The sequence below is a fragment of the Acinetobacter sp. CFCC 10889 genome (genome assembly GCF_003268395.1).
Lineage (GTDB): Bacteria > Pseudomonadota > Gammaproteobacteria > Pseudomonadales > Moraxellaceae > Acinetobacter.
Genome location: NZ_LQXQ01000021.1, coordinates 47465 through 74340, shown reverse-complemented (window position 1 = coordinate 74340; position 26876 = coordinate 47465). Strand labels below are relative to the sequence as shown.

General features: G+C 37.9%; 28 protein-coding genes. 23 read left to right on the top strand and 5 right to left on the bottom strand.

The annotated features are described in order from the left end of the window. The 3 genes from AVJ19_RS09975 to AVJ19_RS09965 all read left to right on the top strand — a co-directional run. Positions 1-351: GGDEF domain-containing protein (locus tag AVJ19_RS09975; RefSeq protein WP_162626579.1), on the top strand; the 351-nt coding region annotated here is incomplete at its 5' end. A gap of 234 nt (positions 352-585) precedes the next feature. After that, on the top strand, positions 586-2025 hold the full coding sequence (locus tag AVJ19_RS09970) for a sensor domain-containing diguanylate cyclase (protein WP_111859569.1): 1440 nt from the start codon (positions 586-588) through the stop codon (positions 2023-2025). Positions 2026-2057: 32 nt separating this feature from the next. Beyond that, positions 2058-2714, top strand: a complete 657-nt coding sequence (locus tag AVJ19_RS09965) for a hypothetical protein (protein ID WP_111859568.1) — start codon at positions 2058-2060, stop codon at positions 2712-2714. 39 nt (positions 2715-2753) lie between these two features. On the opposite strand, the gene AVJ19_RS09960 is transcribed toward AVJ19_RS09965, so the two are convergent. Next, the gene (locus AVJ19_RS09960; RefSeq protein WP_111859567.1) at positions 2754-2936 is read right to left on the bottom strand and encodes a hypothetical protein; all 183 of its coding nucleotides are present in this window, start codon (positions 2934-2936) and stop codon (positions 2754-2756) included. A 220-nt stretch (positions 2937-3156) separates the two neighbouring features. Here AVJ19_RS09960 and AVJ19_RS09955 point away from each other — a divergent pair, with 220 nt between their 5' ends. Together AVJ19_RS09955 and AVJ19_RS09950 are read left to right on the top strand one after the other, a co-directional pair. After that, complete coding sequence (locus tag AVJ19_RS09955) at positions 3157-4383, top strand: pyridoxal phosphate-dependent aminotransferase (RefSeq protein ID WP_111859566.1); 1227 nt, start codon at positions 3157-3159, stop codon at positions 4381-4383. A gap of 311 nt (positions 4384-4694) precedes the next feature. Then, entirely contained in the window at positions 4695-5138 is a 444-nt protein-coding gene (locus tag AVJ19_RS09950; protein ID WP_111859565.1) for a PaaI family thioesterase, read from the top strand. Positions 5139-5256: 118 nt separating this feature from the next. Here the strand turns inward: AVJ19_RS09950 and AVJ19_RS09945 are convergent, their stop codons facing one another. After that, entirely contained in the window at positions 5257-6117 is an 861-nt protein-coding gene (locus AVJ19_RS09945) for a DMT family transporter (protein WP_111859564.1), read from the bottom strand. 113 nt (positions 6118-6230) lie between these two features. Continuing rightward, positions 6231-6635, bottom strand: a complete 405-nt coding sequence (locus AVJ19_RS09940; protein ID WP_111859563.1) for an Lrp/AsnC family transcriptional regulator — start codon at positions 6633-6635, stop codon at positions 6231-6233. Between the two features lie 119 nt (positions 6636-6754). Here AVJ19_RS09940 and AVJ19_RS09935 point away from each other — a divergent pair, with 119 nt between their 5' ends. Then, positions 6755-7297, top strand: a complete 543-nt coding sequence (locus tag AVJ19_RS09935; RefSeq protein ID WP_111859562.1) for a cysteine hydrolase family protein — start codon at positions 6755-6757, stop codon at positions 7295-7297. Positions 7298-7369: 72 nt separating this feature from the next. On the opposite strand, the gene AVJ19_RS09930 is transcribed toward AVJ19_RS09935, so the two are convergent. Continuing rightward, positions 7370-7879 carry a hypothetical protein gene (locus AVJ19_RS09930; protein ID WP_111859561.1) on the bottom strand — a complete coding sequence of 170 codons (510 nt, stop codon included), beginning with the start codon at positions 7877-7879 and terminating at the stop codon, positions 7370-7372. Positions 7880-8197: 318 nt separating this feature from the next. Between AVJ19_RS09930 and AVJ19_RS09925 the strand changes: the two genes are divergently transcribed. From AVJ19_RS09925 to AVJ19_RS09905, 5 genes are all read left to right on the top strand, one after another. Beyond that, the gene (locus tag AVJ19_RS09925) at positions 8198-9364 is read left to right on the top strand and encodes an ATP phosphoribosyltransferase regulatory subunit (protein WP_111859560.1); all 1167 of its coding nucleotides are present in this window, start codon (positions 8198-8200) and stop codon (positions 9362-9364) included. 72 nt (positions 9365-9436) lie between these two features. Then, positions 9437-10756, top strand: coding sequence for an adenylosuccinate synthase (locus tag AVJ19_RS09920; RefSeq protein WP_111859559.1), 1320 nt, complete (start codon positions 9437-9439; stop codon positions 10754-10756). 165 nt (positions 10757-10921) lie between these two features. Further along, complete coding sequence (locus AVJ19_RS09915; protein WP_111859558.1) at positions 10922-11710, top strand: M48 family metallopeptidase; 789 nt, start codon at positions 10922-10924, stop codon at positions 11708-11710. A 140-nt stretch (positions 11711-11850) separates the two neighbouring features. Further along, on the top strand, positions 11851-12156 hold the full coding sequence (locus AVJ19_RS09910; RefSeq protein WP_111859573.1) for a hypothetical protein: 306 nt from the start codon (positions 11851-11853) through the stop codon (positions 12154-12156). Positions 12157-12266: 110 nt separating this feature from the next. Further along, entirely contained in the window at positions 12267-13043 is a 777-nt protein-coding gene (locus AVJ19_RS09905) for a M48 family metallopeptidase (RefSeq protein WP_111859557.1), read from the top strand. Positions 13044-13546: 503 nt separating this feature from the next. Here the strand turns inward: AVJ19_RS09905 and AVJ19_RS09900 are convergent. Then, a complete protein-coding gene (locus tag AVJ19_RS09900) occupies positions 13547-14383 on the bottom strand; it encodes a pyruvate, water dikinase regulatory protein (protein ID WP_111859556.1) in 837 nt (278 codons plus the stop codon). Between the two features lie 155 nt (positions 14384-14538). On the opposite strand from AVJ19_RS09900, the gene ppsA reads away from it, so the two are divergent. From ppsA to dnaB, 12 genes are all read left to right on the top strand, one after another. Beyond that, positions 14539-16914, top strand: a complete 2376-nt coding sequence (gene ppsA / locus AVJ19_RS09895; RefSeq protein ID WP_111859555.1) for a phosphoenolpyruvate synthase — start codon at positions 14539-14541, stop codon at positions 16912-16914. Positions 16915-17149: 235 nt separating this feature from the next. Then, positions 17150-17917, top strand: coding sequence for an RDD family protein (locus AVJ19_RS09890; RefSeq protein WP_111859554.1), 768 nt, complete (start codon positions 17150-17152; stop codon positions 17915-17917). Between the two features lie 304 nt (positions 17918-18221). Next, on the top strand, positions 18222-19271 hold the full coding sequence (gene cyoA / locus AVJ19_RS09885) for a ubiquinol oxidase subunit II (RefSeq protein ID WP_111859553.1): 1050 nt from the start codon (positions 18222-18224) through the stop codon (positions 19269-19271). Between the two features lie 3 nt (positions 19272-19274). Beyond that, positions 19275-21269, top strand: coding sequence for a cytochrome o ubiquinol oxidase subunit I (gene cyoB / locus AVJ19_RS09880; protein ID WP_111859552.1), 1995 nt, complete (start codon positions 19275-19277; stop codon positions 21267-21269). 4 nt (positions 21270-21273) lie between these two features. After that, a complete protein-coding gene (gene cyoC / locus AVJ19_RS09875; protein WP_111859551.1) occupies positions 21274-21894 on the top strand; it encodes a cytochrome o ubiquinol oxidase subunit III in 621 nt (206 codons plus the stop codon). Further along, on the top strand, positions 21894-22223 hold the full coding sequence (gene cyoD, locus AVJ19_RS09870; RefSeq protein ID WP_065994860.1) for a cytochrome o ubiquinol oxidase subunit IV: 330 nt from the start codon (positions 21894-21896) through the stop codon (positions 22221-22223). Before cyoC ends, cyoD begins: the two co-directional genes overlap by 1 nt. A 6-nt stretch (positions 22224-22229) precedes the next feature. Then, positions 22230-23108: a heme o synthase gene (cyoE, locus tag AVJ19_RS09865; protein ID WP_111859550.1), complete on the top strand. Its 879-nt coding sequence runs from the start codon at positions 22230-22232 to the stop codon at positions 23106-23108. 187 nt (positions 23109-23295) lie between these two features. After that, on the top strand, positions 23296-23898 hold the full coding sequence (locus AVJ19_RS09860) for an HAD family hydrolase (protein ID WP_111859549.1): 603 nt from the start codon (positions 23296-23298) through the stop codon (positions 23896-23898). Between the two features lie 236 nt (positions 23899-24134). Beyond that, complete coding sequence (gene rpsF / locus AVJ19_RS09855; RefSeq protein WP_035267614.1) at positions 24135-24521, top strand: 30S ribosomal protein S6; 387 nt, start codon at positions 24135-24137, stop codon at positions 24519-24521. A gap of 11 nt (positions 24522-24532) precedes the next feature. After that, positions 24533-24760 carry a 30S ribosomal protein S18 gene (rpsR, locus tag AVJ19_RS09850; protein ID WP_004719336.1) on the top strand — a complete coding sequence of 76 codons (228 nt, stop codon included), beginning with the start codon at positions 24533-24535 and terminating at the stop codon, positions 24758-24760. Between the two features lie 9 nt (positions 24761-24769). Then, positions 24770-25216 carry a 50S ribosomal protein L9 gene (rplI, locus tag AVJ19_RS09845; protein ID WP_111859548.1) on the top strand — a complete coding sequence of 149 codons (447 nt, stop codon included), beginning with the start codon at positions 24770-24772 and terminating at the stop codon, positions 25214-25216. 164 nt (positions 25217-25380) lie between these two features. Further along, positions 25381-26829 (top strand): replicative DNA helicase, encoded by a 1449-nt coding sequence (gene dnaB, locus AVJ19_RS09840; protein ID WP_111859547.1) that lies wholly within the window; start codon positions 25381-25383, stop codon positions 26827-26829. The last annotated feature ends 47 nt before the right edge of the window (positions 26830-26876 follow it).

Genomic DNA, 26876 nt, shown 5'->3' with positions numbered 1-26876 from the left:
ATACACCACCATGATCTTAAAGGTCATCATTGTGGTGATCTCGTATTAAAACGCTTTGCGAATATTTTACGTAAAGCAACTGAAAATACGGCTTATTCTATTTCCCGTATAGGCGGTGATGAGTTTGTTATTTTAATGCCACAAGCCACAGAAATCATGGCGTATCAATTATTTGAAAAAATTCAAAATTATATTTGCGAAGACAACATTGAACATGAACATGCCCTAATCAGTGTTGCTGCGGGGATTGGCTGTACCGATTCTGAGCCAAATATTGAAAATCTGGTGCGCTTAACCGACTTAAACATGTACGAACAAAAAAATCAGTATTATCAAAACTACCGTTCTTAAATTTTTAAGTTTACTTCACAACTTATTATGTGATTTTTCACAATCCAATAATTACAAACTTAAACTAAATAAATACTAAAGTTATAATTAATTATTATAAAATATAAGCACATAATTTTAATAAAATGTGACTTAAATTGCATTTTTCACCCTAAGTCCTTTGCTATAGCCTCATAATTAGTGCTATATTTCCGCCATAACTTAATGAACCAACTAAATGACTAGGAATATAAAATGGAGATTTTAGAATCATCAATTTTCAATCTTTCACCTATTCCTATGTGGCTTGAAGACTATAGTGAGGTCAAAAAACAATTTGATCTATGGAAAGATCAAGGCATCACCGATTTAAAAGCATTTTTACAAGAAGATTTAGCACGGGTCACCCAATGTGCCCATAAAATTAAAATTTTAAAAGTAAATCCGAAGACCTTAGATGTTTTTGAAGCGCAAAATCAGCAGCATTTATGCGAAAATCTGCATATTATTTTTCAACAAGAAATGTTTCAGTCACATATTTTAGAGCTTGTCGCTTTATGGCAAGGTGAAACAGAATTTTCAAGTACAACAATTAATTACACTATTTCAGGTAAAAAGTTAGACATTAAACTACGTGGAGTAGTTTTGCCCAATGCTCAGCATGACTTATCTCGTGTTTTATTGACCACAGAAGATATTAGCGATTATCAGAATGCCTGTCGTTTAGAAGAAAATAACCGCCGTTTAGCAGAGTCTCGTTTTATTTATTCGCCGACATCATTATGGGTAGAAGATTTTAGTCAAGTCAAAATAAGACTCGATCAATTACGTGCTTTGGGCATTGAAGATTTTGTGACTTTTTTAGATGTCCATGCTGACTTTATTAACCAATGTGTTGATGACATTATTTTACTCGATGTCAATCAAGCCACTTTAGATTTATTTAAAGCACCTGATAAAGACACTTTATTTAAAAATTTACACCAAGTTCTATCCAAGGAAATGCACCAAACTTTTCGTGAACAATTGATTGAATTATGGAATGGTAATATCCATCATCAACGGGAAGCGATTAATTATGCCTTAGACGGCTCGATTCGCCATGTCCTCCTACAATTCACAGTTTTTCCAGGCTATGAACAAGATTGGGGCTTAGTCCAACTTGCTTTGACCGACATTACTGCCCGTAAAAAAGCCGAAAGCTATTTGGAATATTTGGGCAAACATGATGTGCTGACCAAACTCACCAACCGATCATTTTACACTGAAGAAATCCATCGTTTAGAACGTAATTTAGTGCGTCCAATCTCTGCGATTTACATTGATATGAATGGCCTAAAATATATTAATGACGAATTTGGACATGATGCAGGTGATGAACAATTACGTCGAATGGGTAATCTTTTAAATCGTGCTATTGCCAATACAACTTTTTCAGCATCACGCATTGGTGGAGATGAATTCGTAATTTTAATGACAGGTGCAAATGAAGAAACTGCCGAAAATCAAAAACTGGTTATTGAAGAATTATTAAATATTGATAATCAATATTATGCATCTCAACCCATTCACATTGCGATGGGACATGCAACTACAGAAGCAAATGAAAGTATTGAACAGATGTTAAAACGTGCTGATCATTTTATGTATCAAAAGAAAAAAGCTTATTATGCAAATCTAAATTTAACGCTGTAAAATATCTACAACATTGACAAATGGAGCTAAAAATGAGAATAAAAATCATCAAATTTTGTCTGCTGAGTTTAACTTATTTTATCAGCTTAGATACGTCTGCTGAACTGATTACGCCACGTCAAGAAAATATGATCAAGGCAATGATTGATGCTGAATATGATCTACTGAAATCGCAGAAGAAAAATGCTAAACAACCATTAGCAATGGAACACTCACTCATTTCTCGCAATCAACCACTCACTGATCAAACTAAAGCAGAAACATTAAAAAAGGTTCAGGATTTTATTCAACAAAATGCTAAAACCTCAAACTACTCAGACTATGCAAATTTATCTCAGAAAATTGACAATATATCAGATATTAAATGGATTATTTTTACCACAGTGATGATGAGCTATGAAGTCCCAACATTTATATGCCAAGAAAATGATCAGTTATGTCGCCATTCAATGACAGATCCTGACCAAACTCTTAATCAGTTCGAATTGTCTCAATTATCTAAGCCAGATGCACTCACGCAAGCTGTCCAATCTATTTGTCAAATTGAAAATGACTGTTCACAAATAAATAAAGATGATATTTCAGAAAAAATTAGAAAAGAAGTTGGTCTGTACAATCCAAATAAAAGAGAAAAACAACTTGAACAACAACTTAAAAAATTAAATCTTGAATATCATTACGGACAATAAATTATAAGCAATAAAAAACAGGCAATTGCCTGTTTTTTATTAACGTTTTCCCATCGAACGGCGTGTACCACGTGGTGGCATCCATGTACGATCAGCATATTGCTGTGGTTTTGGACGCATATCCTCTACATCTTCGTCAGCAGGTTTTGCATCGTTGGCATTTTTCACAGGAAAAGGCAATTTCACTATGGGCTTTTTCTTGGGAGAATTTGAGGTACTCATGAAAATGTCTCAGTTTTAACTGCATATATTGTACGAAAATTTTGGAAATGATGCGAGTTCTCACACACATTCATGACGATTTGTATTTTATTGATACATTAAAGTTTGATTTTCGTGATTATTTAGCGAATTTGCTTAATTTTCAGGCGACTCGATACGAATTTTTAGGCTATCATAATGTGCTTTTTATTTTTTAATCCCCATAAGAAGGAATACTGCCGTGGACGTACGTCTCTCTGATCGTGTAAATGCCATCAAACCGTCCCCAACGCTTGCTGTTACCAATAAAGCTGCTGAACTCAAAGCAGCAGGCAAGAATGTTATTGGCTTGGGCGCTGGTGAACCTGATTTCGACACCCCACAACACATCAAAGATGCAGCAATTGCAGCGATTAATAACGGTTTTACCAAATACACTGCTGTTGACGGTACGCCTGGGCTTAAAAAAGCAATCATTGCGAAATTAAAACGTGATAACAACTTAGAATACGCAGCAAACCAAATTTTGGTTTCTTGTGGTGGTAAACAATCTTTCTTTAACTTGGCACTTGCTTTGTTAAACAAAGGCGATGAAGTGATCATCCCTGCACCTTACTGGGTAAGCTATCCAGACATGGTGATCATTGCTGAAGGCGTGCCAGTTGTTGTGAAATGTGGTGAAGAACAACGTTTCAAAATTACTCCTGCTCAACTTGAAGCTGCAATTACAGACAAAACTCGTTTAGTGGTTTTAAACAGCCCATCTAACCCTACAGGTATGATCTATACAAAAGCTGAATTAGAAGCTTTGGCTGAAGTTCTTCGTAAATATCCTGAAGTTTATATCGCTTCTGATGATATGTATGAACCGATCCGTTGGGATGATGAATTTTACAACATAGCAACTGTAGCACCTGATCTTTATGAGCGTACTATCGTGCTTAACGGTGTATCTAAAGCCTATGCAATGACTGGCTGGCGTATTGGCTATGCAGCAGGTCCTGCTAAACTCATCGGTGCGATGAAAAAAATCCAATCTCAATCGACTTCAAACCCTACTTCGATTTCACAAGTTGCTGCTGAAGCTGCATTGAATGGTCCTCAAGACGTTCTTCAACCAATGATTGAAGCTTTCCACCGTCGTCATGACTTAGTGGTAAATGGCTTGAACGATATTAAAGGCATTACTTGTCTTCCTGCTGATGGTGCATTCTATGCTTATGCAAACATCCGCCCATTGATTCGTGCGAAAGGTTTAAAATCTTGCACAGAATTCTCTGCATGGTTATTAGAAGAAACAGGCGTTGCTGTTGTTCCTGGTGATGCATTCGGTTTAGGCGGTTATATGCGTATTTCTTATGCAACTGCTGACGAAGTGCTTGTCGATGCACTTGCACGTATCAAGAAAGCTGCTGATTCAATCGAAGGCGTTGACGCTGCGATTGCATCAATTGCTGCTGAAAAATAATCTGAAATTTTAATTTTCAGATCTAAAACCCGCGATTTTCGCGGGTTTTTTATTTAAAAATAAGAGGTCTTATTTTCATTTTTCAAAGCTATTTAATCCTTTTTAGTTTTCTTTTAAGCACCCAAGCAAATTAAAAATCACATACCAACTCACACTATAGCATTGATGAAAAATACAATAAATCTAAAGCCAATCATAATATCTACAACATTTTATATTCAGGTTTTATATTGACAAAATAAAAGGACTTGCTAAATTTAAACAATAAGTTCCATTTTGAAACTCTTTAAAATATAAGCAGGAAGTTTAATATGAAACATCCCAAAGAAATGACTGGACTCGAATTTTTACAAGCCATGGTTGCGGGACATATCCCTCGTGCAAGTATTACTGAAACTATTCCTATGGATATTCATGAAATTTCTGAAGGTATTGCCAATTTTAAAGTTCAAGCGGATCAACGTCATCTAAATCCACTTGGCGGTGTACACGGTGGTTTTGCTGCAACAGTTCTAGACTCAGTTACAGGTTGTGCTGTACATACAATGCTTGAAGCTGGTGTAGGTTATGGCACTATCGACCTAAATATTAAAATGTGTCGCCCTATTCCGATGAATAAAACATTATTGGCTACAGGAAAAGTCATTAATATGAGTAAAAATCTTGGCATTTCTGAAGGTCAAATCGTGGATGAAGAAGGTAAACTTTATGCACATGCAACTGCAACCTGTATGATCATTCGCCCTGAAAAATAGATTTATTATATTATCAATGAATATAAATACTTGCTGTGTTTTTACATCACAGCAATTTTGTAGTCCTTTAACAACCATTAACGCTAAACACCTAAAACTTCAAAAAATTTTGATAATTTTATTTTAGACATGGAGAATATTTTGGCTTAGATGGAAAGAAAATCACCAACAAAATGCCACATAAAACCAAAATACTCGAAAAAATAACGCGCCACCCCACCATTTCACCAATAAACAGCGAACCACCGATAATGGATAAACATGGCACACTCAATTGCACTGCACTTGCGGTAATTCGATCAATCTGTTTTAAAATCGAATACCACAGCACATAAGCCCCACTTGATGCCAAACCACCTGAAGTCACAGCAAGCAGTATGCCTTGCCAATTCATATGTAGATTGCCAATAAAAAATACACTAAAAATCAATACAAAAGGCAAAGCCATCACAAAATTACTATAGGTTGTGACCAAGGGATTTTCTGAACCTTTACCCAAAATACTATATGCCGCCCATGCAATACCTGAAACCACCATAATCAAGGAATACATCAAATCAGGTGCTGTTGCACCAGGAAGCAACAATATAATGATGCCTAAAATTGCCAATAATAAGCCTGTCGCATTTTGTAGGTTCAAACGTTCGCCATGTAATAATCCATAAATCACCATGGTAAATTGCACTGTACCGAATAAAATCAATGCACCTACACCTGCATCAATTTTCACGTATGCCAACGACAGTGCAACCACATATAAGGCTAAGAAAAATCCATTTTTGATCTGCCAATGCGGTTTTAGCTTTGTAACACGTTGACGATTTGCCATGACAAATAAAATAGCCAGTACAATCACACCGCTCAATACCCGAAGCACACTAAAACTCATCGGATCAATTTGATCTTGTGCCAAAGCTAGTCGACACAAAACAGAATTTGCAGCAAAAGCTAACATTGCTAACGCTATTTTGTAGTTCATCCTTAAACCTATTTTTGCGTATGTTTTATCTAAACTATCATATAATTAGTTTTATCCTGACTTGAAAAAATAGGCAAATATTCTTTCCAAATAAATCTATTTTTCATTCTTATTTATCCATTTACAGAACGTACCACATGATCCACTGCATAGTGTCCCCATGCGGATAGTTCTTCGATAAACTGATTTAGCTCATTTATTTCAAAATGACTCTGCAACATATAACACGCTGACCCAGAAACTTTGTAACTATACTCAATCTGCGGATAATGCTTTAAAAAATCTTCAAATGCAGAAAATTGATTATTTTCCATCATGATGCGAATAAATTGTGTGGTCGAATAATTGATTTTAATGGTGTATTTTTCAATCAACCCCAAATCAGTTAAGCGTTGAATACGTTGTCCAACCGCTTGCCCCGTTCGATGTACCTGCTCACCGATATCTTTGTGACTTAAACGAGAGTCTGTTTGAAGAATATGTAAAATTTTAAGATCAATCGCATCCAGTTCTAGCATTTTTTATCCTTAACATTTTCAAAATGAAAGTGATCATCCATAAAGTCTTTCGCAACTTACTGTGAGATTTATCCAAGATTGTTTAATGTGATAACAACTTCAATACATGGATATACCCAATGAACCATAACGCATTATTAGTCATTGATGTACAAAATGATTATTTCCAAGGTGGGAAAATGGAGTTATTTCAAGCAGAACAAGCTCTTCAACAAATCAATGCATTAGAAGATTATTTTATTCAAACACAGCAACCCATTATTTATATTCAACATATTTTTGAGGGTGAAAATGCACCATTTTTCCAAGCAGGAACTCATGGCGTTGAATTATCTACAGGTTTAAAACTCAAGAAAGATTCAACCATTGTCAAAAAACAATTTCCTAATAGTTTTTTTCAAACTGAATTAAAAGCTATTCTTGAAAAACTTGCGATCGAGAAGTTAGTCATTTCTGCCATGATGACACATATGTGTGTGGATGCCACCTCTCGTGCCGCAGCAGAATTCGGCTATCAACCTATTATTATTTCGGATGCAACTGCTACCCGTGATTTAAGCTATGCAGATCGCACTGTTCAAGCGGTTGATGTGCAAACAGCGTGTTTATCTGCTTTTCAAATGTTTGCACAAATCCAAAGCACTGAAGAATTTTTAAAATAGTTAAGAACGTCAAAAAAAATAGAGAAGTACAGCAGTTTAAAGGTGTACTTCTCTTTGTATGTGAATAAAAAATTATTGCTGGTTTAAGAAACCTTCTTTGATTTTTTCAGTTAAGCCTGCATGCCACCATGTATAAATGGATGATTTGATCTCTTCATCCTGTTCAGGGTCATTGAAAGGTTCATCATCTTCACGAATCAATTCATCGCCTTCAAATTTAAACCAAAACTCCCACGGATCATCATCCCCACAGCCCCAAGCCAATGTATTGATATCAGGGAGTAATGCTTTTAGAAACAGTAAGATCGCTTCAATAAATTCATCACCAGAAGAACCATGCACAAAATGGGCAACCGAATAGTCTGCAATTGAGTGTAATGATTCAGGCGCTAAATCAAACTCAATACTATCCACTGTATTTAAAAGTTCTTCCGCAAGTTCTTGTCCCAATTGTGCGTTTAACTCAACTGCAACAGCAATAAATTTGTCTTGTTCACCATGATGTTCTTGAAATAAACGATCCAGTTTTTGCATGATTTCAATACTTGGATGTGTGTAATATACGTTGCTGTGTAGTTCCATATTTCCCCGACTTTTAATATTTCGTTGCTTAAATAAAATAGATGCTGTTTTTCTAAACGAATAAATTATATTTTAAACACTGCAAACAGCAAGTCAGCTATGTATAAAAAGTTAAATAATACAATGTATTGAATACAAATAATGTGCAATGAACAGTTTTATGTCCAATTTATGTCGAAGCTATCAACTTATCACCACATCAAAAGCTATTTTATTAATGCACAGTGTAAATGATCGTGCTAAAATAAGAGAAATCGGGTGTGCTCCCGATTTTTTTATGCGGATGAGTTCCGCGCTGACAGGATTTAGGTTTACAACATGCCCATTTCAGAGACATGGTTATTACCTGATGGTGTAGCTGATGTATTACCAGAGCAAGCGCAAGTCATTGAAACTTTGCGCCGTAGCGCTTTAGATTTCCTTGCTTCTCGAGGTTATCAATTGGTGTACACGCCGTTTATCGAATACATCGAATCTCTCTCTTCTCTTTCAGAATCGAATCAAGATTTAGACTTAGCCACTTTTAAAGTCATCGACCAGCTTTCAGGTCGTTTACTTGGTGTGCGTGCCGATATGACACCACAAGTGGCTCGTATTGATGCGCATGTACATCCAGTAGAAGGTGTGGCTCGTTACTGCTATGCAGGAACAGTACTTCATACCAAACCACAAGGTTTTAATACCACACGTGCCCCACTTCAGTTGGGTGCAGAATTGTTTGGTTCAGACAGCATTGACGCTGACGTTGAAATGATTGACGTAATGCTGAGTTTGATCGAAACCGCAAATTTAGTTGATGGTGTCCATCTTGATTTAGGACATGTCGGTTTATTCCGCAGTTTGGTGAAACATGCCAATTTGAGTAAAACTACTGAACGTCAACTTTCAGATTTATATCAACGTAAAGCATTACCAGAATTGGCTGAATTTACGCAAGAATTAAAATTCGGTTCAGATTTCTATGCTTTAGGTCGTTATGCAAGCGATTTGGCTGCATTACAAAGCAACTTAAGTGCTGAAATTCTACAGGATGCAGCCTTTAAACAAGCCTTTGATGCACTCGCAACTACGCAAGCAGAAATTCAGGCACGCTGGCCAAATCTGCACATTGGCATTGATGTCGTAGAGCTGCGTTCATACCATTATCATACAGGTCTCATGTACGCTGTGTATGCACCCAATCGTGCTGCACCATTGGCACAAGGTGGTCGTTATGATGGTATCGGTGAACATTTTGGTCGTGCACGCCCTGCGACAGGTTTTTCGTGTGACTTATATGCACTCAGTGCAGGTCAATTCCAAGCGATTAAGACAGTTGTTGCACCAAAAGGTACAGATGCAGCCCTACTCGCTGCAATTGCACAAGCACGCAGCAACGGTTTAAGCGTGATCCAATTATTAGGTAAAGATGACTTAACATCTGTTCCAAATGCAACACATCAAATGGTGAATGTTGCTGGTGAATGGAAAGTCGAACAAATTTAATCGCTTTATATCAATGTTCATGTCATTGGTATGAAGTTTTCAATTTTAACAGCATGATGTAATGAGGCTATTATGGGCAAGAATGTTGTGGTACTTGGTACCCAATGGGGCGACGAAGGTAAAGGTAAAATCGTTGACCTGCTCACAGATCAGGCGGCTGCGGTTGTACGCTATCAAGGTGGACATAACGCAGGTCATACGCTCGTCGTAGGTGGTAAGAAAACAGTTCTTCACCTCATTCCATCAGGTATTTTACGTGAAAACGTACTGTGCTTAATTGGGAATGGTGTTGTACTTTCTCCTGAAGCGTTGATCAAAGAAATGGACATCCTTGAAAAAGAAGGTGTTCCAGTTCGTGAGCGTTTACGTATTTCTCCAAACTGTCCTTTGATTCTTCCGCATCACATTGCGTTAGACCAAGCACGTGAAATTAAACGTGGCAATGCCAAAATCGGTACAACAGGTCGTGGTATCGGTCCTGCATATGAAGATAAAGTTGCACGCCGTGCGATTCGTGTTGCAGATTTGGTCCGTGGTGGCGAACATCTTAAAGCACAACTTGAAGAATTACTTGAGTACCATAACTTCCAGTTAACTCAATTCTTCGGTGTTGACGCTGTTAAAGTTGAAGATGTGATTGCACTGTGTGACGAATGGCGCAAAGTTGTTGCTCCATTGGTTGTTGATGTCACAACTGAGTTGCACAACTATCGCAAAAACGGTCAAAACGTGATGTTTGAAGGCGCACAGGGTTCTCTTCTTGATGTTGACCATGGTACATATCCATATGTAACATCTTCAAACACAACTGCGGGTGGCGTAAGCTCAGGTTCTGGTCTAGGTCCGTTACACCTTGACTATGTATTGGGTATTACCAAAGCTTATACAACACGTGTAGGTGCAGGTCCATTTCCAACTGAGTTGGTCTATGATGCTGCAAACGATGTCGGTGATGCAATCGGTAAACACTTAGGTACGATTGGTGCTGAGTTTGGTGCGTCTACAGGTCGTCAACGCCGTTGTGGTTGGTTCGATGCTGAAATTTTACGTCGCTCTGTTGATGTGAACTCACTTTCAGGGATTTGCCTAACTAAACTTGACGTTTTAGACGGTTTGGAAGAAGTGAAAATCTGTGTAGGTTATGAAGCTGCTGACTCTGGTTGTGTTGGTTCTTCTGATGCACTTGCATTTGAAACTTTAAAACCAATCTACGAAACCATGCCAGGTTGGTCTGAATCTACTTTCGGTGCAAAATCATTAGATCAATTGCCTGAAAATGCAATCAACTACATTAAACGTATTGAACAATTGATCGAATGTCCGATCGACATCGTATCAACAGGTCCTGACCGTGATGAAACCATCGTATTACGTCATCCATTTGATGCTTAAATGATAGTAAATAAAAGCTCCTTCGGGAGCTTTTTTATTACAGTTAAAATAAAATGTGATTTTATTTTGATTTTTTTCAAAAAATAAAAGATAATTCTTTCTCCGATTAAGCCAATATAACTATTGGTATAATATTTATAATGATTACATATTATGGTAAATATAATGATGAATAAAAAATTAATATTAGGCTTCGGTCTTGCAGCAACATTATCTGGATGCACAACCATTGCAGATTTAACTGGAAATGACTCAGCAACCTTAAATTTAAATGCCGCACAAGATTATCAACTCCTTGTAGAAGACGCTAAAGCACAACGTGCCTTAGACACAACCTCCTCTACCTATAAGCGCATCAATACTATTTTCCTTAAAATGAAACCTTTTGCTGACCAAGCGAATAAAACTGGTCAGACATTTGATTGGAAGCTCAGTGTCTTACACTCAGATGAACTGAATGCTTTTGTAATGCCTGGTGGTAAAGTCGTGTTCTTTACAGGTATCGTAAATACCTTAAAACTAACAGATGCTGAAATTGCAGCAATCATGGGACATGAAATGACCCATGCACTAGAAGAACACTCAAAACGTTCTGCGGGTGCAACAGCACTGACCGATATGGCAGTTAAAATTGGTAAAGGCTATGCTGAAGAAAAATTTGGTTCTTTAGGTGGTCAAGCACTTGATATTGGTAGCAAATATGGTGTGGGTTTACCTTATTCTCGTAGCCTAGAATCATCCGCAGACCGTGGTGGTCTAATCCTCATGGCACAAGCAGGCTATAACCCTGAGGCGGCTGTCACTGTTTGGCAAAAAATGAATCAGATTGATAGTAGTGGTAATGGTCTTGGAAAATTCACTTCAACACATCCTTCGAATGATGACCGTATCAAAGACCTCAACAAAAATATGATTGAAGCAAAAAAAGTTTACTCAGCAGCGATCAAAAAATAATTTAAATTATTTAGAAAAGCTCGATATTAATCGGGCTTTTTTTATATATTACGGCAGACTAAAGTCGTGTAAAGTTACGCTTTTCAAGCAATGCTCACTTGTTAGAATGTAGCAAGAATTTTATGAAAAGTATGATGGCTATGCAGAAAAATATTTCAGGTGCAATTTTTTATTCATCACTCTTTGCGATTGGTGGCGCACCTACACTTGCGATGCTCATCATTCAAGCACAAACCAATAATCCTGAAATTATTCAAAATGCGTTACTGGGTCTAAGCATTTCATTAGCATGTATTTTAATTCCAATTATTCTTATTCAAAATAGCATTATCTTTTTTCATCGCAACAAACCAAATCTCAATGAAAAAATTAAACCACTGTGCACACTTTATTTAATTCTTGATGCGATGTGCTTACTGTATTGGTTAGCAATGCAGTTTTTATAAATGAAAAAATTACACAAATACTATGATCATGAAGCAATTTTACATACTCGCACATAATTAAAATCAATATAATTAAACTTATTACTTTATATTTGTTGGAGCACATTATAATGAATAATAAACTTATGATGGGTATTTGTACAGCAGGCTTAATTTCAATTTCTGGCTGTACCACGATGGCAGATATGGCTGGTGCAGACAGTGCAACACTCAATGTTGCTGCAACCCAAGGGTTTAATAAAACTGTACAGGAAGCACGTGGAAATAATACGCTGGATGCCTCATCATCGACCTACAAACGTATTAATAGTGTTTTCTTACGCTTAAAACCATATGCAGATCAAATGAACCAAACAGGTACAAAATTTGATTGGCAACTTGCTGTTTTAAAATCAGATCAAGTCAATGCCTATGTTGCCCCTGGTGGTAAAGTTGTATTCTACACAGGTATCGTAAATAAACTCAATTTAACCGATGCCGAAATTGCCGCAGTGATGGGGCATGAAATGGTGCATGCTTTAGAAGAACATGCAAAAAGTAAAATCGGTGCACAAGCCCTTACTGATTTAGCCTTAAATATTGGTCTAAGTGCTGCGGGTGATCGTGTCGGTCAACTTGGCACTGCTGCTGCACAATTAGGCAGTCAAATTGGTGTTGGTCTACCCTATTCACGTAGTTTAGAAAGTCGTGCCGACCAAGGTGGCTTAATGCTCATGGCAAAGGCAGGTTATAACCCACAAGCTGCAATTTCACTTTGGGAAAAAATGAATAAACTAGATGGTGCAGGTGGTTCATCATTCCTTTCTACACACCCATCAAATACACAACGTATTGCAGCGATGCGTGAAAACTTACCCGCTGCACAAGCCATCTACAATAAACGCTAATTTCTATTTTATATAGAGATTAGGTTGGAGCAAAAACCGAGCACTCTTGCTCGGTTTTTTGATCAATCATTTTCAAATAAAATAAGTAAATCTTAGAAAATAAAAACCACTTCTTTAAAATTTCTGTACTCATACTGCTATCAGGTTTCGCACAACTCATTTTCTCAACAACCAAATTGTACACTTATTAATCAAAATAAATCCTATTTTGCTATTTTCAACTATTTAGATTTTAAATAGTTAGTATACCCAATATCACATTAGATAATACTCATGCCATTTCTCATATAACTATGAGCTATTTTTTTAAGTGATATTGCTTTAATTCATCTCAAATAGCGCAGATGAATTGACTATTTTCCATACAAAATAATGTTTAAAAAATGAAAAATCACATCCTTATTAATAGAAATTTTATATAGAAGAATGCATCATTTTAATTAAAAAAAGCTGAATTTTCATCCAGCTTTAACAACAAATAAGCATGCTTTATTGATTAATTATTAAACAATTCTACGTTTTAAACCTGTCATTTGCAAAATTCGTGTTGAGATTTCTTCGATTGACATTTCTGAAACATTGAGGTATTTAATCCCCTCAGAAATGTAAATTCCCTCAACTGCACGCAACTCCATTTGGCATTGCGAAAAGCTTGCATAGCGACTATTTGCCTTACGTTCTGTACGTATTGCCACCAATCTTTCAGCATCAATCATCAAACCAAACAACTTATGTTTGTGCTCTTTCAGCACTGCTGGTAAGCGATTATCATCCAAATCTTCTTCTGTAAGTGGATAATTTGCAACACGAATTCCAAATTGTAATGACAAGTAAATCGAAGTTGGTGTTTTACCTGAACGGGACACCCCGATCAGAATTAGATCAGCTTTATCATAGTGACGTGTACGTGCACCATCATCATTATCTAAAGCGAAATGTACTGCATCAATACGAGCTTTATAAGACTCAGAATCAGTCACCGCATGGGTCTGTCCGACTAAAGTTGTAGGCTGCGTCCCCAAAACGTCTGATAATTTACTGATAAGCCCCTCAAAAACATCAAGATTTACAGCATTTGCAGTGTTAATAATATCGCGTACATAAGGGTCAACTAACGTATCAAAAACTAAGGGTTGTTGACCGTCTTTTTCAGCGCGAATATTGATCTCCTCGACCACATTCATTGCAGCTTCTTCAGAACTAATATATGGAATAATATGGATATCAAACTTCACATGAGGAAATTGCGCTAACAATGAGTGTCCAAGGGTTTCAGCAGTGATTGCTGTACCATCAGAAATGAAAAATACACTGCGCTTTATTTGGTTACTTTCTGACATTAAAAATCTCCTCAAATATTTGTCTTAGCGATGTATAATCTTTATAGTAATGCCCATCTTACATGACTATGACTTGCTTGAATTAAAAAGCTAAGTTTTTTGTTATAATTTCAAGCCAAGATAGTGATTAATACTGCAAAAGTGGAGTAACAACTTTGGAAGCACGCGTAATCGGTCTGGAAAAACTAGGGAAACACGACGTTGAACTCGTGGGTGGTAAAAACTCATCACTTGGAGAAATGATCAGCCATTTAGCAAATGCTGGCGTATCTGTACCTGGTGGTTTTGCAACAACTGCTGATGCATACCGCGAATTCCTAGAGCAAAGCGGTCTAAACGCTAAGATTAATGCAGAGCTCGCAACTTTAAATGTTGATGATGTTATTGCACTAGCTGAAACGGGTGCAAAAATCCGTCAATGGATCGTAGATACTCCACTCACTGCTGGCTTAGAACAAGAAGTTCGTGAAGCATTTACTGCACTTTCTAATGGTAATCCTGACATTGCTGTTGCAGTTCGTTCATCTGCAACTGCTGAAGATTTACCAGATGCATCATTTGCAGGTCAACAAGAAACCTTCCTAAACATCCGTGGTATCGATAACGTTCTCATCGCGATCAAAGAAGTTTTTGCTTCATTATATAATGACCGTGCGATTGCTTACCGTGTACACCAAAACTTCGCGCATGACATCGTTGCTCTTTCAGCAGGTATTCAGCGTATGGTTCGCTCTGAAACGGGTGCTGCAGGTGTAATGTTTACACTAGATACAGAGTCTGGTTTCCGTGAAGCGGTATTCATCACTGCCTCTTATGGTTTGGGTGAAATGGTTGTACAAGGTGCAGTCAACCCTGATGAGTTCTATGTTTCAAAACCACTTCTTAGAAATGGTAAACACGCAGTCATCCGTCGTAACCTTGGCTCTAAACACCAAAAAATGATTTATGGTGAAGAAGGTGCGGCAGGTAAATCTGTTGTTGTTGTAGACGTTGAAAAAGCTGAACGTCAACAATTTGCTTTAAATGATTTAGAACTTCAAGAACTTGCTAAACAAGCATTGATCATCGAAGAACATTATCAAGCACCGATGGACATCGAATGGGCGAAAGATGGTGACGACGGTCAGATCTATATCGTTCAAGCACGTCCTGAAACTGTAAAAAGCCGTGAAAATGTCGGTACAATGGAACGCTACCTCCTTAAACAAAAAGGTACAGTTCTGTGTGAAGGTCGTTCAATTGGTCAACGTATCGGTTCTGGTAAAGTACGTATTGTTACTTCTATTAAAGAAATGGACAAAGTACAACCAGGTGATGTTCTTGTATCAGACATGACTGACCCAGACTGGGAACCAGTGATGAAACGTGCCGCAGCAATCGTCACTAACCGTGGTGGTCGTACTTGTCACGCAGCAATTATCGCTCGTGAATTGGGTGTTCCTGCAATCGTTGGTTGTGGTAATGCAACTGAAGTCCTTGTAGATGGTCAAGAAGTAACTGTTTCTTGTGCTGAAGGTGATACCGGCTTTATCTATGAAGGTGCTTTGGATTTTGAAATCCAACGTAACTCGATTGAGTCTATGCCTGCGCTTCCATTCAAAGTCATGATGAACGTGGGTAACCCTGACCGTGCATTTGACTTTGCACAAATTCCAAACGCAGGTATTGGTCTAGCGCGTTTAGAATTTATCATTAACCGTATGATCGGTGTGCATCCTAAAGCATTATTAAACATTGACAGCCTACCACGTGAAACTCGTGCAGCTGTAATGGCACGTACTGCTGGTTATTCATCACCAATCGAATTCTATGTTGAAAAACTCGTTGAAGGTATTTCTACGCTTGCCGCTGCATTTTCGGATAAACCAGTGATTGTTCGTATGTCAGATTTCAAATCTAACGAATATGCGAACTTGATCGGCGGTAAATTGTACGAGCCAGAAGAAGAAAACCCAATGTTGGGCTTCCGTGGTGCAAGCCGTTATGTGTCTGATAACTTCCGTGACTGCTTTGAGCTTGAATGCCGCGCATTGAAAAAAGCACGTGACGAAATGGGCTTAACCAATATTCAAATCATGATCCCTTTCGTTCGTACTGTAAACGAAGCGAAACGTGTCATCGAATTGCTTGCTGCGAATGGCTTAAAACGTGGTGAAAATGGTCTTAAAGTGATCATGATGTGTGAATTGCCAACCAATGCATTATTGGCTGAACAATTCCTTGAGCATTTTGATGGTTTCTCTATTGGTTCTAATGACTTAACTCAGTTAACACTTGGTTTAGACCGTGACTCAGGTATCGTATCTCACTTGTTTGATGAGCGTGATGCTGCTGTAAAAGTGTTACTTTCTATGGCAATTCATGCATGCCGTAAAGCAGGTAAATACATCGGCATCTGTGGTCAAGGTCCTTCTGACCACCCTGACTTAGCATTCTGGTTGATGGAACAAGGTATCGAATCTGTTTCATTAAACCCAGACTCAGTATTAGACACTTGGTTCTTCCTTGCAGAAGAAAAATCTAAAGCTTAATCAAGCTGAAGAAAAGACCCTTTCGAGGGTCTTTTTTATGTCTATAGATCAATAATACGTTCAAGCAATACCATTATTTTGAATTGATATTTAAGATTTCATGTAAATTTAATTTTCATCAGATGAAAAATCGAGTATACATAAGGGTTCAAAAAAGTAGATGAAGCAATTTAATGCTACGCTATACTAGTTTATCTACAATTTTTACGTTTTAGATTTTTGAGAATAATGCTTTATGCAAATTTACTTGGCGAGAAATAATCAACAAGCTGGTCCATACACACTGGAACAAATCAATCAAATGCTTGCTGACCAACAAATCCTACTCACCGATTTGGCTTGGCATCAAGGGATGACTGAATGGAAAGCTTTGGGTGAACTCACACAAGGTAAACTTGTCTATGAACCTACAGGTTATGTTGCCCCTGTTTCACTCAATAAAACAGAACCATTTGCAAATCAACCAACAATACAACAAAATCAAGCGAAACAAAATATCGAACTTGCATCGCTGCACTCTCGTTTTTTTGCCAAAATTATTGATCTTTTATTGTGGTTACCAACCTCAATTATTTTGGGCTTATTTTTAAATACAGATCAAATTCAAAAACTCACAACCCTACAAGATCAAATGCTTGCCAAAGCACAAAGCAACGATGTCAATCAAGTTCTTGAGCTTCAATCACAAATGCTCGCACTCTTCCCAGATCAAGCTTGGATTGCGATGTTCAGCTATATTTTTATCATGCTTGCCGTACAAGCTTATTTACTCTCAAAATTTGGGCAAAGCATTGGTAAAAAACTGCTAAAGATTAAGATCGTTGATGAAGAAAATAATGAACAAGTTAGCTTTATACGTGTGTTCGTCTTACGCTCAATTCTATTTATTGTGATTTACCGATTTTTAAGTTTATTTGCGATTGTCGATTTGTTATTCGCATTGAGTAAAAAACGACAAACATTACATGATAAGTTGGTTAAGACCAAAGTCATCAAGCAATAATTTTTAATTTTTCATAAAGGATGCAAAAGCATCCTTTTTTAGCCTTATAACTTTGATTTACAATTATAAAATATTATATTCACAAACAAACCCGAGTAAAAAAATTGGTTTTTGTTACAGTTATTTAAAGCCTTTTTACATATAGCTAAGTTTGTTGATATGAGGCATAATGCCCTACAACGTCTGGGTGTCAGATCATTGAGAATGTTTACTATTTGTAATTAATATTCATTTTCAATCATGCGACACTTTAATCGCTATCCCATATTTAATAGGGAATGGGACTCTTCACCGAGGTTGTAAAATGAGACAAACGATTTTAGCTGTATTGTCTTTATCTACGATTGCCGCACTTTTAACAGGGTGTGGTGGTGATATGGTACTTCTAAACTCTAAAGGTCCAGTTGCACAAGGTCAATCTGACTTAATGATGACTGCGATCTACTTAATGCTATTGGTCGTAATTCCTTCGATCATCATGGCTTTATGGTTTGGTTGGAAATATCGCGCATCGAATAAAGACGCAGACTATAAACCTACATGGGCACACTCAACGGCAATTGAAATTGTAGTATGGGGTGTTCCAGTAATTATTATTGGTATTCTTGCGTATTTAACATGGTGGGGCTCACATAAATATGACCCTTACCGTCCGCTTGAATCTGACAAAGCGCCTGTAACTATTCAAGTTATTGCTGAACAGTTTAAATGGGTCTTTATCTATCCTGAGCAACAAATTGCAACTGTTAACGAAGTTCGTTTCCCTGAAAAGACACCCGTTAACTTTAAAGTGACTTCTAACTTTACAATGAACTCTTTCTTCATTCCTAAGTTAGCAGGTCAAATCTATGCAATGGCAGGTATGCAAACTCAGTTACACGTATTAGCTGATGAAACTGGTGTTTATCGCGGTTTCTCTTCTAACTATAGTGGTTATGGTTTCACACAAATGCGCTTCTTAGCTCATTCTGTAACTGAACCAGAATTCAACAGTTGGGTAGAAGCAGTTAAAGCAGGTACTGGAACTTCAATTAATCCTGAAGCTCAACAAAAAACTGTTTTAGATGCAGCAGAATTTGCAGCGCTTAAAGATGGTGACCGTTCTAAACACCAAATTGAGAACATGCTCAATAATGCGCATACTCCAGAAGAAAAAGCACTTGCAGAAGAAGCTAAACGTAAAGGTCCATTCCCTACTAAGCCGTATCCTGTAACTTACTATTCTTCAGTTGAGCCTAATTTGTTCGAAAGCATTATCAATAAATACATGAGCAACTACCATGGTGCGGATCATTCTGCAGCAGGTACTGAGCATGTGAATGCTGAACATGCAACTGCTTCAGTAGAGGAATAAGACATGTCTGTATTATTCGGTAAACTCAACTGGGACTCGATCCCTTATCAAGAGCCAATCGTACTTGTAACCATGATCATCATGGCAATCGGTGCTGCTGCGCTTCTTGGTGGTATCACCTATTTCAAAAAATGGGGCTACCTGTGGAATGTATGGTTTAAATCTGTAGACCATAAGAAAATTGGTATCATGTATATCATTGTATCTGTGGTCATGCTTGTGCGTGGTTTCGCAGATGCGATCATGATGCGTCTTCAACTGTTCCTTGCAAAAGGTGGCGGTGAAGGTTACTTACATCCTGACCATTACGATCAGATCTTTACTGCGCATGGCGTGATCATGATCTTCTTCGTAGCAATGGGTCTTGTTGTTGGTATGATGAACATCACTGTACCTCTTCAAATTGGTGCGCGTGACGTTGCATTCCCATTATTAAACTCTTTAAGCTTCTGGCTATTTGCAGGCGCTGCAGGTTTGATGATGGCATCACTAGTATTGGGTGAATTTGCTGCAACAGGTTGGATGGCTTATCCTCCTCTTTCAGGTATTCAATATTCTCCTGGTGTTGGTGTTGACTACTATATCTGGGCACTTCAGATCTCTGGTCTTGGTACACTTTTAACTGGTGTTAACTTCTTTGTTACTATCATTAAAATGCGTGCACCTGGCATGGGTCTTATGGATATGCCGATCTTTACTTGGACTGCACTTTGTACAGCAGTATTGATCATTGCATCTTTCCCAGTATTAACTGCAACTATTGCAATGTTAACGCTTGACCGTTACTTTGATTTCCATTTCTTCACCAATGAGCTTGGCGGTAGCCCAATGCTTTATGTGAACTTGATTTGGACTTGGGGTCACCCAGAAGTATATATCTTAGTTTTACCTGCATTTGGTATTTACTCAGAAGTAGTATCTACTTTCTCACGTAAAACTTTGTTCGGTTACAAATCAATGGTGTATGCAACTATCGCAATTACAGTTCTTGCGTTCGTTGTATGGTTACACCACTTCTTTACCATGGGTGCTGGTGCCAACGTTAACGCGTTCTTCGGTATCATGACCATGATTATTGCGATCCCAACAGGTGTGAAAATCTTCTCTTGGTTATTCACCATGTATAAGGGTCGTATTACATTTACATCACCAATGTACTGGACACTTGGCTTCCTTGTGACTTTCGGTATCGGTGGTTTAACTGGTGTATTAATGGCTGTTCCACCAGCGGATTTCTTAGTACACAACTCTTTATTCTTGATTGCTCACTTCCATAACGTAATTATTGGTGGTGTAGTATTCGCGATGTTCGCAGGTATCACATTCTACTGGCCAAAAATGTTTGGTTGGAAGTTAAATGAAACTTGGGGCAAAGCATCTTTCTGGTTCTGGTTCTTTGGTTTCTATTTTGCATTCATGCCACTTTATATCCTTGGTTTCATGGGTATGACTCGTCGTTTGAATACATATGACAATCCAGAATGGGATCCATACCTTGCTATTGCATTCTTTGGTTCAGTATTGGTTGCAATCGGTATCTTCTGTTTTGTTATGCAAGTTGTTGTTGGCTTCTTACAACGCGAAAATAACATGGATCACACTGGTGACCCGTGGGATGGTCGTGTTCTTGAATGGTCTACATCATCTCCTGCTCCGTTCTATAACTTTGCTGAACTTCCAAAGATCAATGGTATTGATACTTTCTGGAACGACAAAGAGAATGGCGTAGCGTATGCACGTCCTACGCATTATGAAGATATTCATATGCCAACTGACCGTGCTGCTGGTTTTGTCATTGCAATGCTATTGACTGTAATGGGCTTAGCACTTGTATGGCATGTTTGGTGGTTGGTTGTTGTTACATTCGTTGGTGCAATCATCAGCTTTATCGTAAGTTCATTTACGAAAAAAGTGGATTATTATGTTCCTGCTGCTGAAGTAGAACGCATCGAGAATGAACGCTATGCAATCCTTGAAAAACACTTGAAGAAGGACTAAGACAATGGCTGAAGTACTTCATCACGATAACCATGGACATGATGAACATCATCATCATGATGACACTGACATCACTGTCTTTGGTTTCTGGACATACTTGATGAGTGACTTGATTTTATTCGGTACACTCTTCATCGCGTTCGCTGTATTAAGCAGTCATATTCCACCTGGAACACCAAGTCCAAAAGATTTATTTGGTGAGTCTTTAGGTTTCGTTTTAACTGAAACTTTTGCTCTCTTAATTTCTTCTGTGACTTTTGGTTTTGCAGTACTTGCTTCTTACAAGAAAAATGTCAACCAAGTTTTACTTTGGTTAGCAATCACTTGGATTTTTGGTGCAGCGTTCATTGGTATGGAACTTTATGAGTTTAATCATTTAGTTCATGCTGGTCATGGTCCAAGCACAAGTGCGTTTTTATCTGCGTTCTTTACCTTAGTAGGTACGCATGGTATTCACGTAACTTCAGGTTTAGTGTGGATGCTTGTATTAATGATTCAAATCAAAAAATATGGTTTGACTCTACCAAATACTCGTCGTCTTGCTTGCTTAAGCTTGTTCTGGCACTTCCTTGACATCGTTTGGATCTGTGTATTCAGCGTCGTTTACTTAATGGGAGTTATCTAATGAGTCACGATCATAATTCTGCAGGTGCTTCTCACGGTAACGTGAAACAATATACCATTGGTTTTATTGTTTCTGTATTGCTCACTATCGTTCCATTCTATATGGCAATGCATCCAGCTGACTTCGGTCGTGGTGCGATTGTAGCAACGATTGCAATTACAGCTGTAGCACAGGTTCTAGTTCAATTAGTTTTCTTCTTGCACATGAACTCTTCATCAGAACAACGTTGGAATGTGATTGCATTCATTTACACGATCTTGTGTATTGCAGTTCTTCTTATTGGTTCTGTATGGATCATGAACTACTTACATTCAAACATGATGCTCTAGGGTGTCATGTTGAAGAAATATCTATTCCTGACTAAGCCAGGAATTCTCTTCGGTAACTTCGTTACCACTTTGGGCGGCTTTTTCTTAGCCGCTCAAGGTTCTGTAGATTTCCTTTTACTTCTCATCACACTCCTTGGTACTACCCTCGTGGTTGCTTCTGGCTGTGTTGTGAATAATGTCATTGACCAAGACATTGACCAAAAAATGCAACGTACGATGAATCGTGCTTTAGTCAAAAAAACCATCAGTCCAACAGTTGCATTAATGTTTTCTGCTGTGCTCGGTTTACTTGGCTTTGCTTTGTTGTGGTTTTTTGTCAACGCCTACGCATTTGGCTTTGCGGTACTTGGCTTTGTCGTATATGTGATTTTTTATAGTTTATGGAGTAAACGTACCACCATTCACCAAACCGTGATTGGCAGTATTTCTGGCGCAAGCCCTCCAGTGATTGGTTATACCGCTGTTTCAAATGAATTTGATGTTGCTGCGCTACTAATTTTTTTAGCATATGCACTTTGGCAAATGCCACATTCATGGGGAATTGCAGTTTATCGTTTCGATGACTATAAAAATGCTGGGATTCCAATTTTACCTGTTGCGCGTTCGATTTATCGTACTAAGGTTGAAAGCCTGATCTATGTGATCTTATTTGCACTGGTATTGAATGGTTTGTATTGTTTTGGCTATACCAATATTTTCTTTTTAATTATCTTTAATGTGATGTGCGCTTATTGGGTGTACTTATCATTGATTGGTTTTAAAGCTGAAAATGATCAGGTTTGGGCAAAACGCTATTTCTTATATTCAGTAATTCTAATCACTGCACTAAGTTTTAGTTTTAGTTTTACTTACATCTCTCCTGCACCACATTTACCGTTGTTTTAAAAGATAGAGGTCACTCTATCTTTTTTTAGCTGTTTTTCTATGACTAAATACAATTCAATTCCTCCACTGTATCTATTCAATCTATAAAAAAATTAACTGATTTAAAATAACTTCCCAAATAATCTTAAATCTATTATTTTGGAATGAATACAAAAGAAGATCACAATAAAGCTTTGAGGATTTATAAATGTCAAATACCCAAATCAAAGTCATCGCTTTTGATGTTTTTGGCACACTCGCCAAAATTAAACAAAAAATATCACCTTATAAAAATTTTATCCTTTGGCTACACACGCAAGGACATACGCCACAAGCGAGTGATGCTGTCATGGTCATGTCGATCAATGGTGACTTTCAAGACATCGCAGCACATTTAGGTTATCAGATTCCCCAAGATTTTTTAGATGAACTGAATGCTGAACTAGCAGCAGAGTTAGCAGAAATTGAACTTTTTGCAGATACCCTGCCAACCCTGCAACAATTAAAAAATAAAGGTTATAAAATCGTGCTGTGTTCCAATTCAGCAACACCTTATGGTATGCACATTAGTAAATTAATGAAAGATATCGATGTCTATGCGTGGAGCTATGAAGTACATGCATGCAAACCTGATCCTATTATTTACCAATATTTTATAGACCAATTACATTGCACTGCTGAAGAAGTTCTATTTATTGGCGACACACCACTTGCAGATGTGCAAGGTCCAACAGCTTTTGGCATGTCAGCCAAATTAATTAATCGTAAAAATGGTCAATCGCTGCATGATGTATTAGGTGACTATCTATAAAATGCTCGGATATTCTAGCATTCAATTAAATGAACAATTATATCCCCCGTTCCTTCAAGAAAGTGACAATAAATATTTCACGATTCATTTGTATTTGATAACAAACTTTCCTATAATAAGCGCTCGCAAATTTTGCGACTCAATTTGATTTATACTTTTTAAAAGTACATATCTGCTTGAGACTCCTTGCTTCATTCATATTTGGATGGGGCTGCATAAACCGTAAGGAGCTGACAATGCGTCACTACGAAATCGTAATTCTGGTACACCCAGACCAAAGCGATCAAGTGGTAGGTATGGTAGAACGCTATATCTCTCACATTAAAGATGCTGAAGGTCAAATTCACCGTCTTGAAGATTGGGGCCGTCGCCAATTGGCATACCCAATTAACAAAATTCACAAAGCGCACTACATTTTAATGAACGTTGAATGTAATCAAACTACGCTTAATGAATTGGAAGAATTATTCCGTTACAACGATGCTATTCTTCGTAACGTTATTATTCGTCGTGAAAACGCTATCACTGAAGAGTCTTTATTGGCTAAGAGTGCTGAAGAAAAACGTGCGCGTAAAGCTCAACGTGAAGAAGCACAACAAGCTCAAGACTCTGCTGAAGCATAAGGAGAACACACATGGCACGTTTTTACCGTCGTCGCAAGTTCTGCCGCTTTACAGCTGAGAACGTTACGTACATCGACTACAAAGATATCGACACTTTAAAACAGTACATCACTGAAAACGGCAAGATTGTTCCTAGCCGTATTACAGGTACTAAAGCTCGTTACCAACGTCAATTAGCGCTTGCGATTAAACAAGCTCGCTATTTAGCGTTGATTCCTTACACTGACAATCATAAGTGAGGTTGAGCCGTGGATATTATCTTATTACAACGCATTAAAAACCTTGGTAAATTAGGCGATAAAGTTTCAGTTAAAGCTGGTTACGGCCGTAACTTCCTTATCCCTCAAGGTAAAGCAGTTGCTGCGACTGAAGCAAATACTGCTGCTTTTGAAGCTCGTCGTGCTGAACTTGAGAAAGCTGAAGCTGAAGTTTTAGCTACTGCTCAAGCACGTGCTGACCAATTAAACGAAGTAAATATCGTAATCACTGCGAAAGCTGGTGACGAAGGTAAATTATTCGGTTCAATTGGTACTCGTGACATCGCTGACGCGTTAACAAATGCTGGTCTTGAAGTAGACCGTGCAGAAGTTCGTTTACCGAACGGTGCGCTTCGTCACACTGGTGAATTCAACATCGCAATCCAATTGCATCATGATGTTGTTGCAGAAGTTCTCGTTACGATCGTATCTGAGTAATTTCGTACCAAGAAAAAGGGCATACTTTTGTATGCTCTTTTTTTATCTTTAAAATATTTGAAATCGACATTCCCCTCCTAATATAGGTTATCCTCTTAGTCTATTTTTAATAAAATATATCAACACTGATTTATTTTTTATTCATGTAAAAATCAAGGTTTTTTATGTCACAGGCTACTGCCACAGCTTCATCAAATCATTTTAATAAAGATGCTAAGTCCACTGACTCTGCTCAACAATTAAAAGAATTTCGCACGCCTCCACATAACTTAGCGATTGAACAAGCTGTGCTTGCAGCACTAATGACTGTTGCTGAATCTTTTGAACAAGTCAGCGATGTGTTACATGAAAATGATTTTTACGCAACACGCCATAAATATATTTTCCGTGCGATTGAACAGCTCAACAAAGATGGTTCACCTTATGATGCTGTTTTGGTCAATGACTGGTTAATCAAGCAAAATCTCCTTGAAGCCATTGGAGGGGAAGAATACCTTGTTCAACTAATGGCAGACTCGCCTGCAAGTTTCTATAACTTAGAAACCTATGCCACTAAAATTCGTGAATTTGCCACCTTAAGAAATATGATCAAAGTCGGCAATGAAATTTTGCAAAATGCTTATGACACTAAAGGTCGTGAAGTCAGTGAAATTTTAGATTTGGCTGAAACCAATATTTTCTCGATTGCGGAACAACATAATAATAATGCTAAAGCACAAGGACCAAAACCGATTACCTCGGTTGTAGCAGATGTATTTGATAAATTAAATGAACTTTCCCAACTTGAAGGCAATATCACAGGTTTAACCACTGGCTTCGTTGAACTGGATAATAAAACTTCAGGCATGCAGGCTGGTGACATGATTATTGTTGCAGCACGTCCATCCATGGGTAAAACAACCTTTGCCATGAACTTGGTTGAAAGTGTGTTATTTAACTGTGACTTACCTGCCCTCGTTTTCTCTATGGAAATGCCTGCTGACTCGATTGCCATGCGTTTGATTTCCTCATACGGTAAAGTACATCAAGGTCATTTACGTGCGGGTAAACTTGATGGGGATGAATGGTCTAAAGTCACAGGGACTATTTTGCAACTACAAGAAAAGCATTTGTATATTGATGACTCTTCTGCCCTGCCACCTACAGAAATGCGTGCACGTGCAAGACGTATTGCCAAACAACATGGTGGTAAATTGGGTTGCATCATGGTCGATTATCTTCAACTCATGAAAGTTCCTGGTATGGGCGATAACCGTGTCGGTGAGATTGGTGAAATTTCACGAAGCTTAAAAGCTCTCGCCAAAGAAATGCAATGTCCTGTGATTGCACTTTCACAGCTCAACCGCTCATTAGAGAATCGTCCAAACAAGCGTCCTGTCATGTCAGACTTACGTGAATCAGGTGCGATTGAGCAGGATGCCGATTTGATTATGTTCATTTACCGAGATGAGGTTTATAACAAAGAATCAAAAGAAGCAGGGACAGCAGAAATTATTATTGGTAAACAGCGTAATGGTCCGATTGGTTCAGTACGTTTGGCTTTTGAAGGTCAATATACCCGTTTTAGTAACCTATCGCCTGAATACTATGCACAATATGATGATGAAGAGTAAGGAATTCCCTGCTCTTTGTTTCATAAGTGGTCTTTAGTTTACCGTTT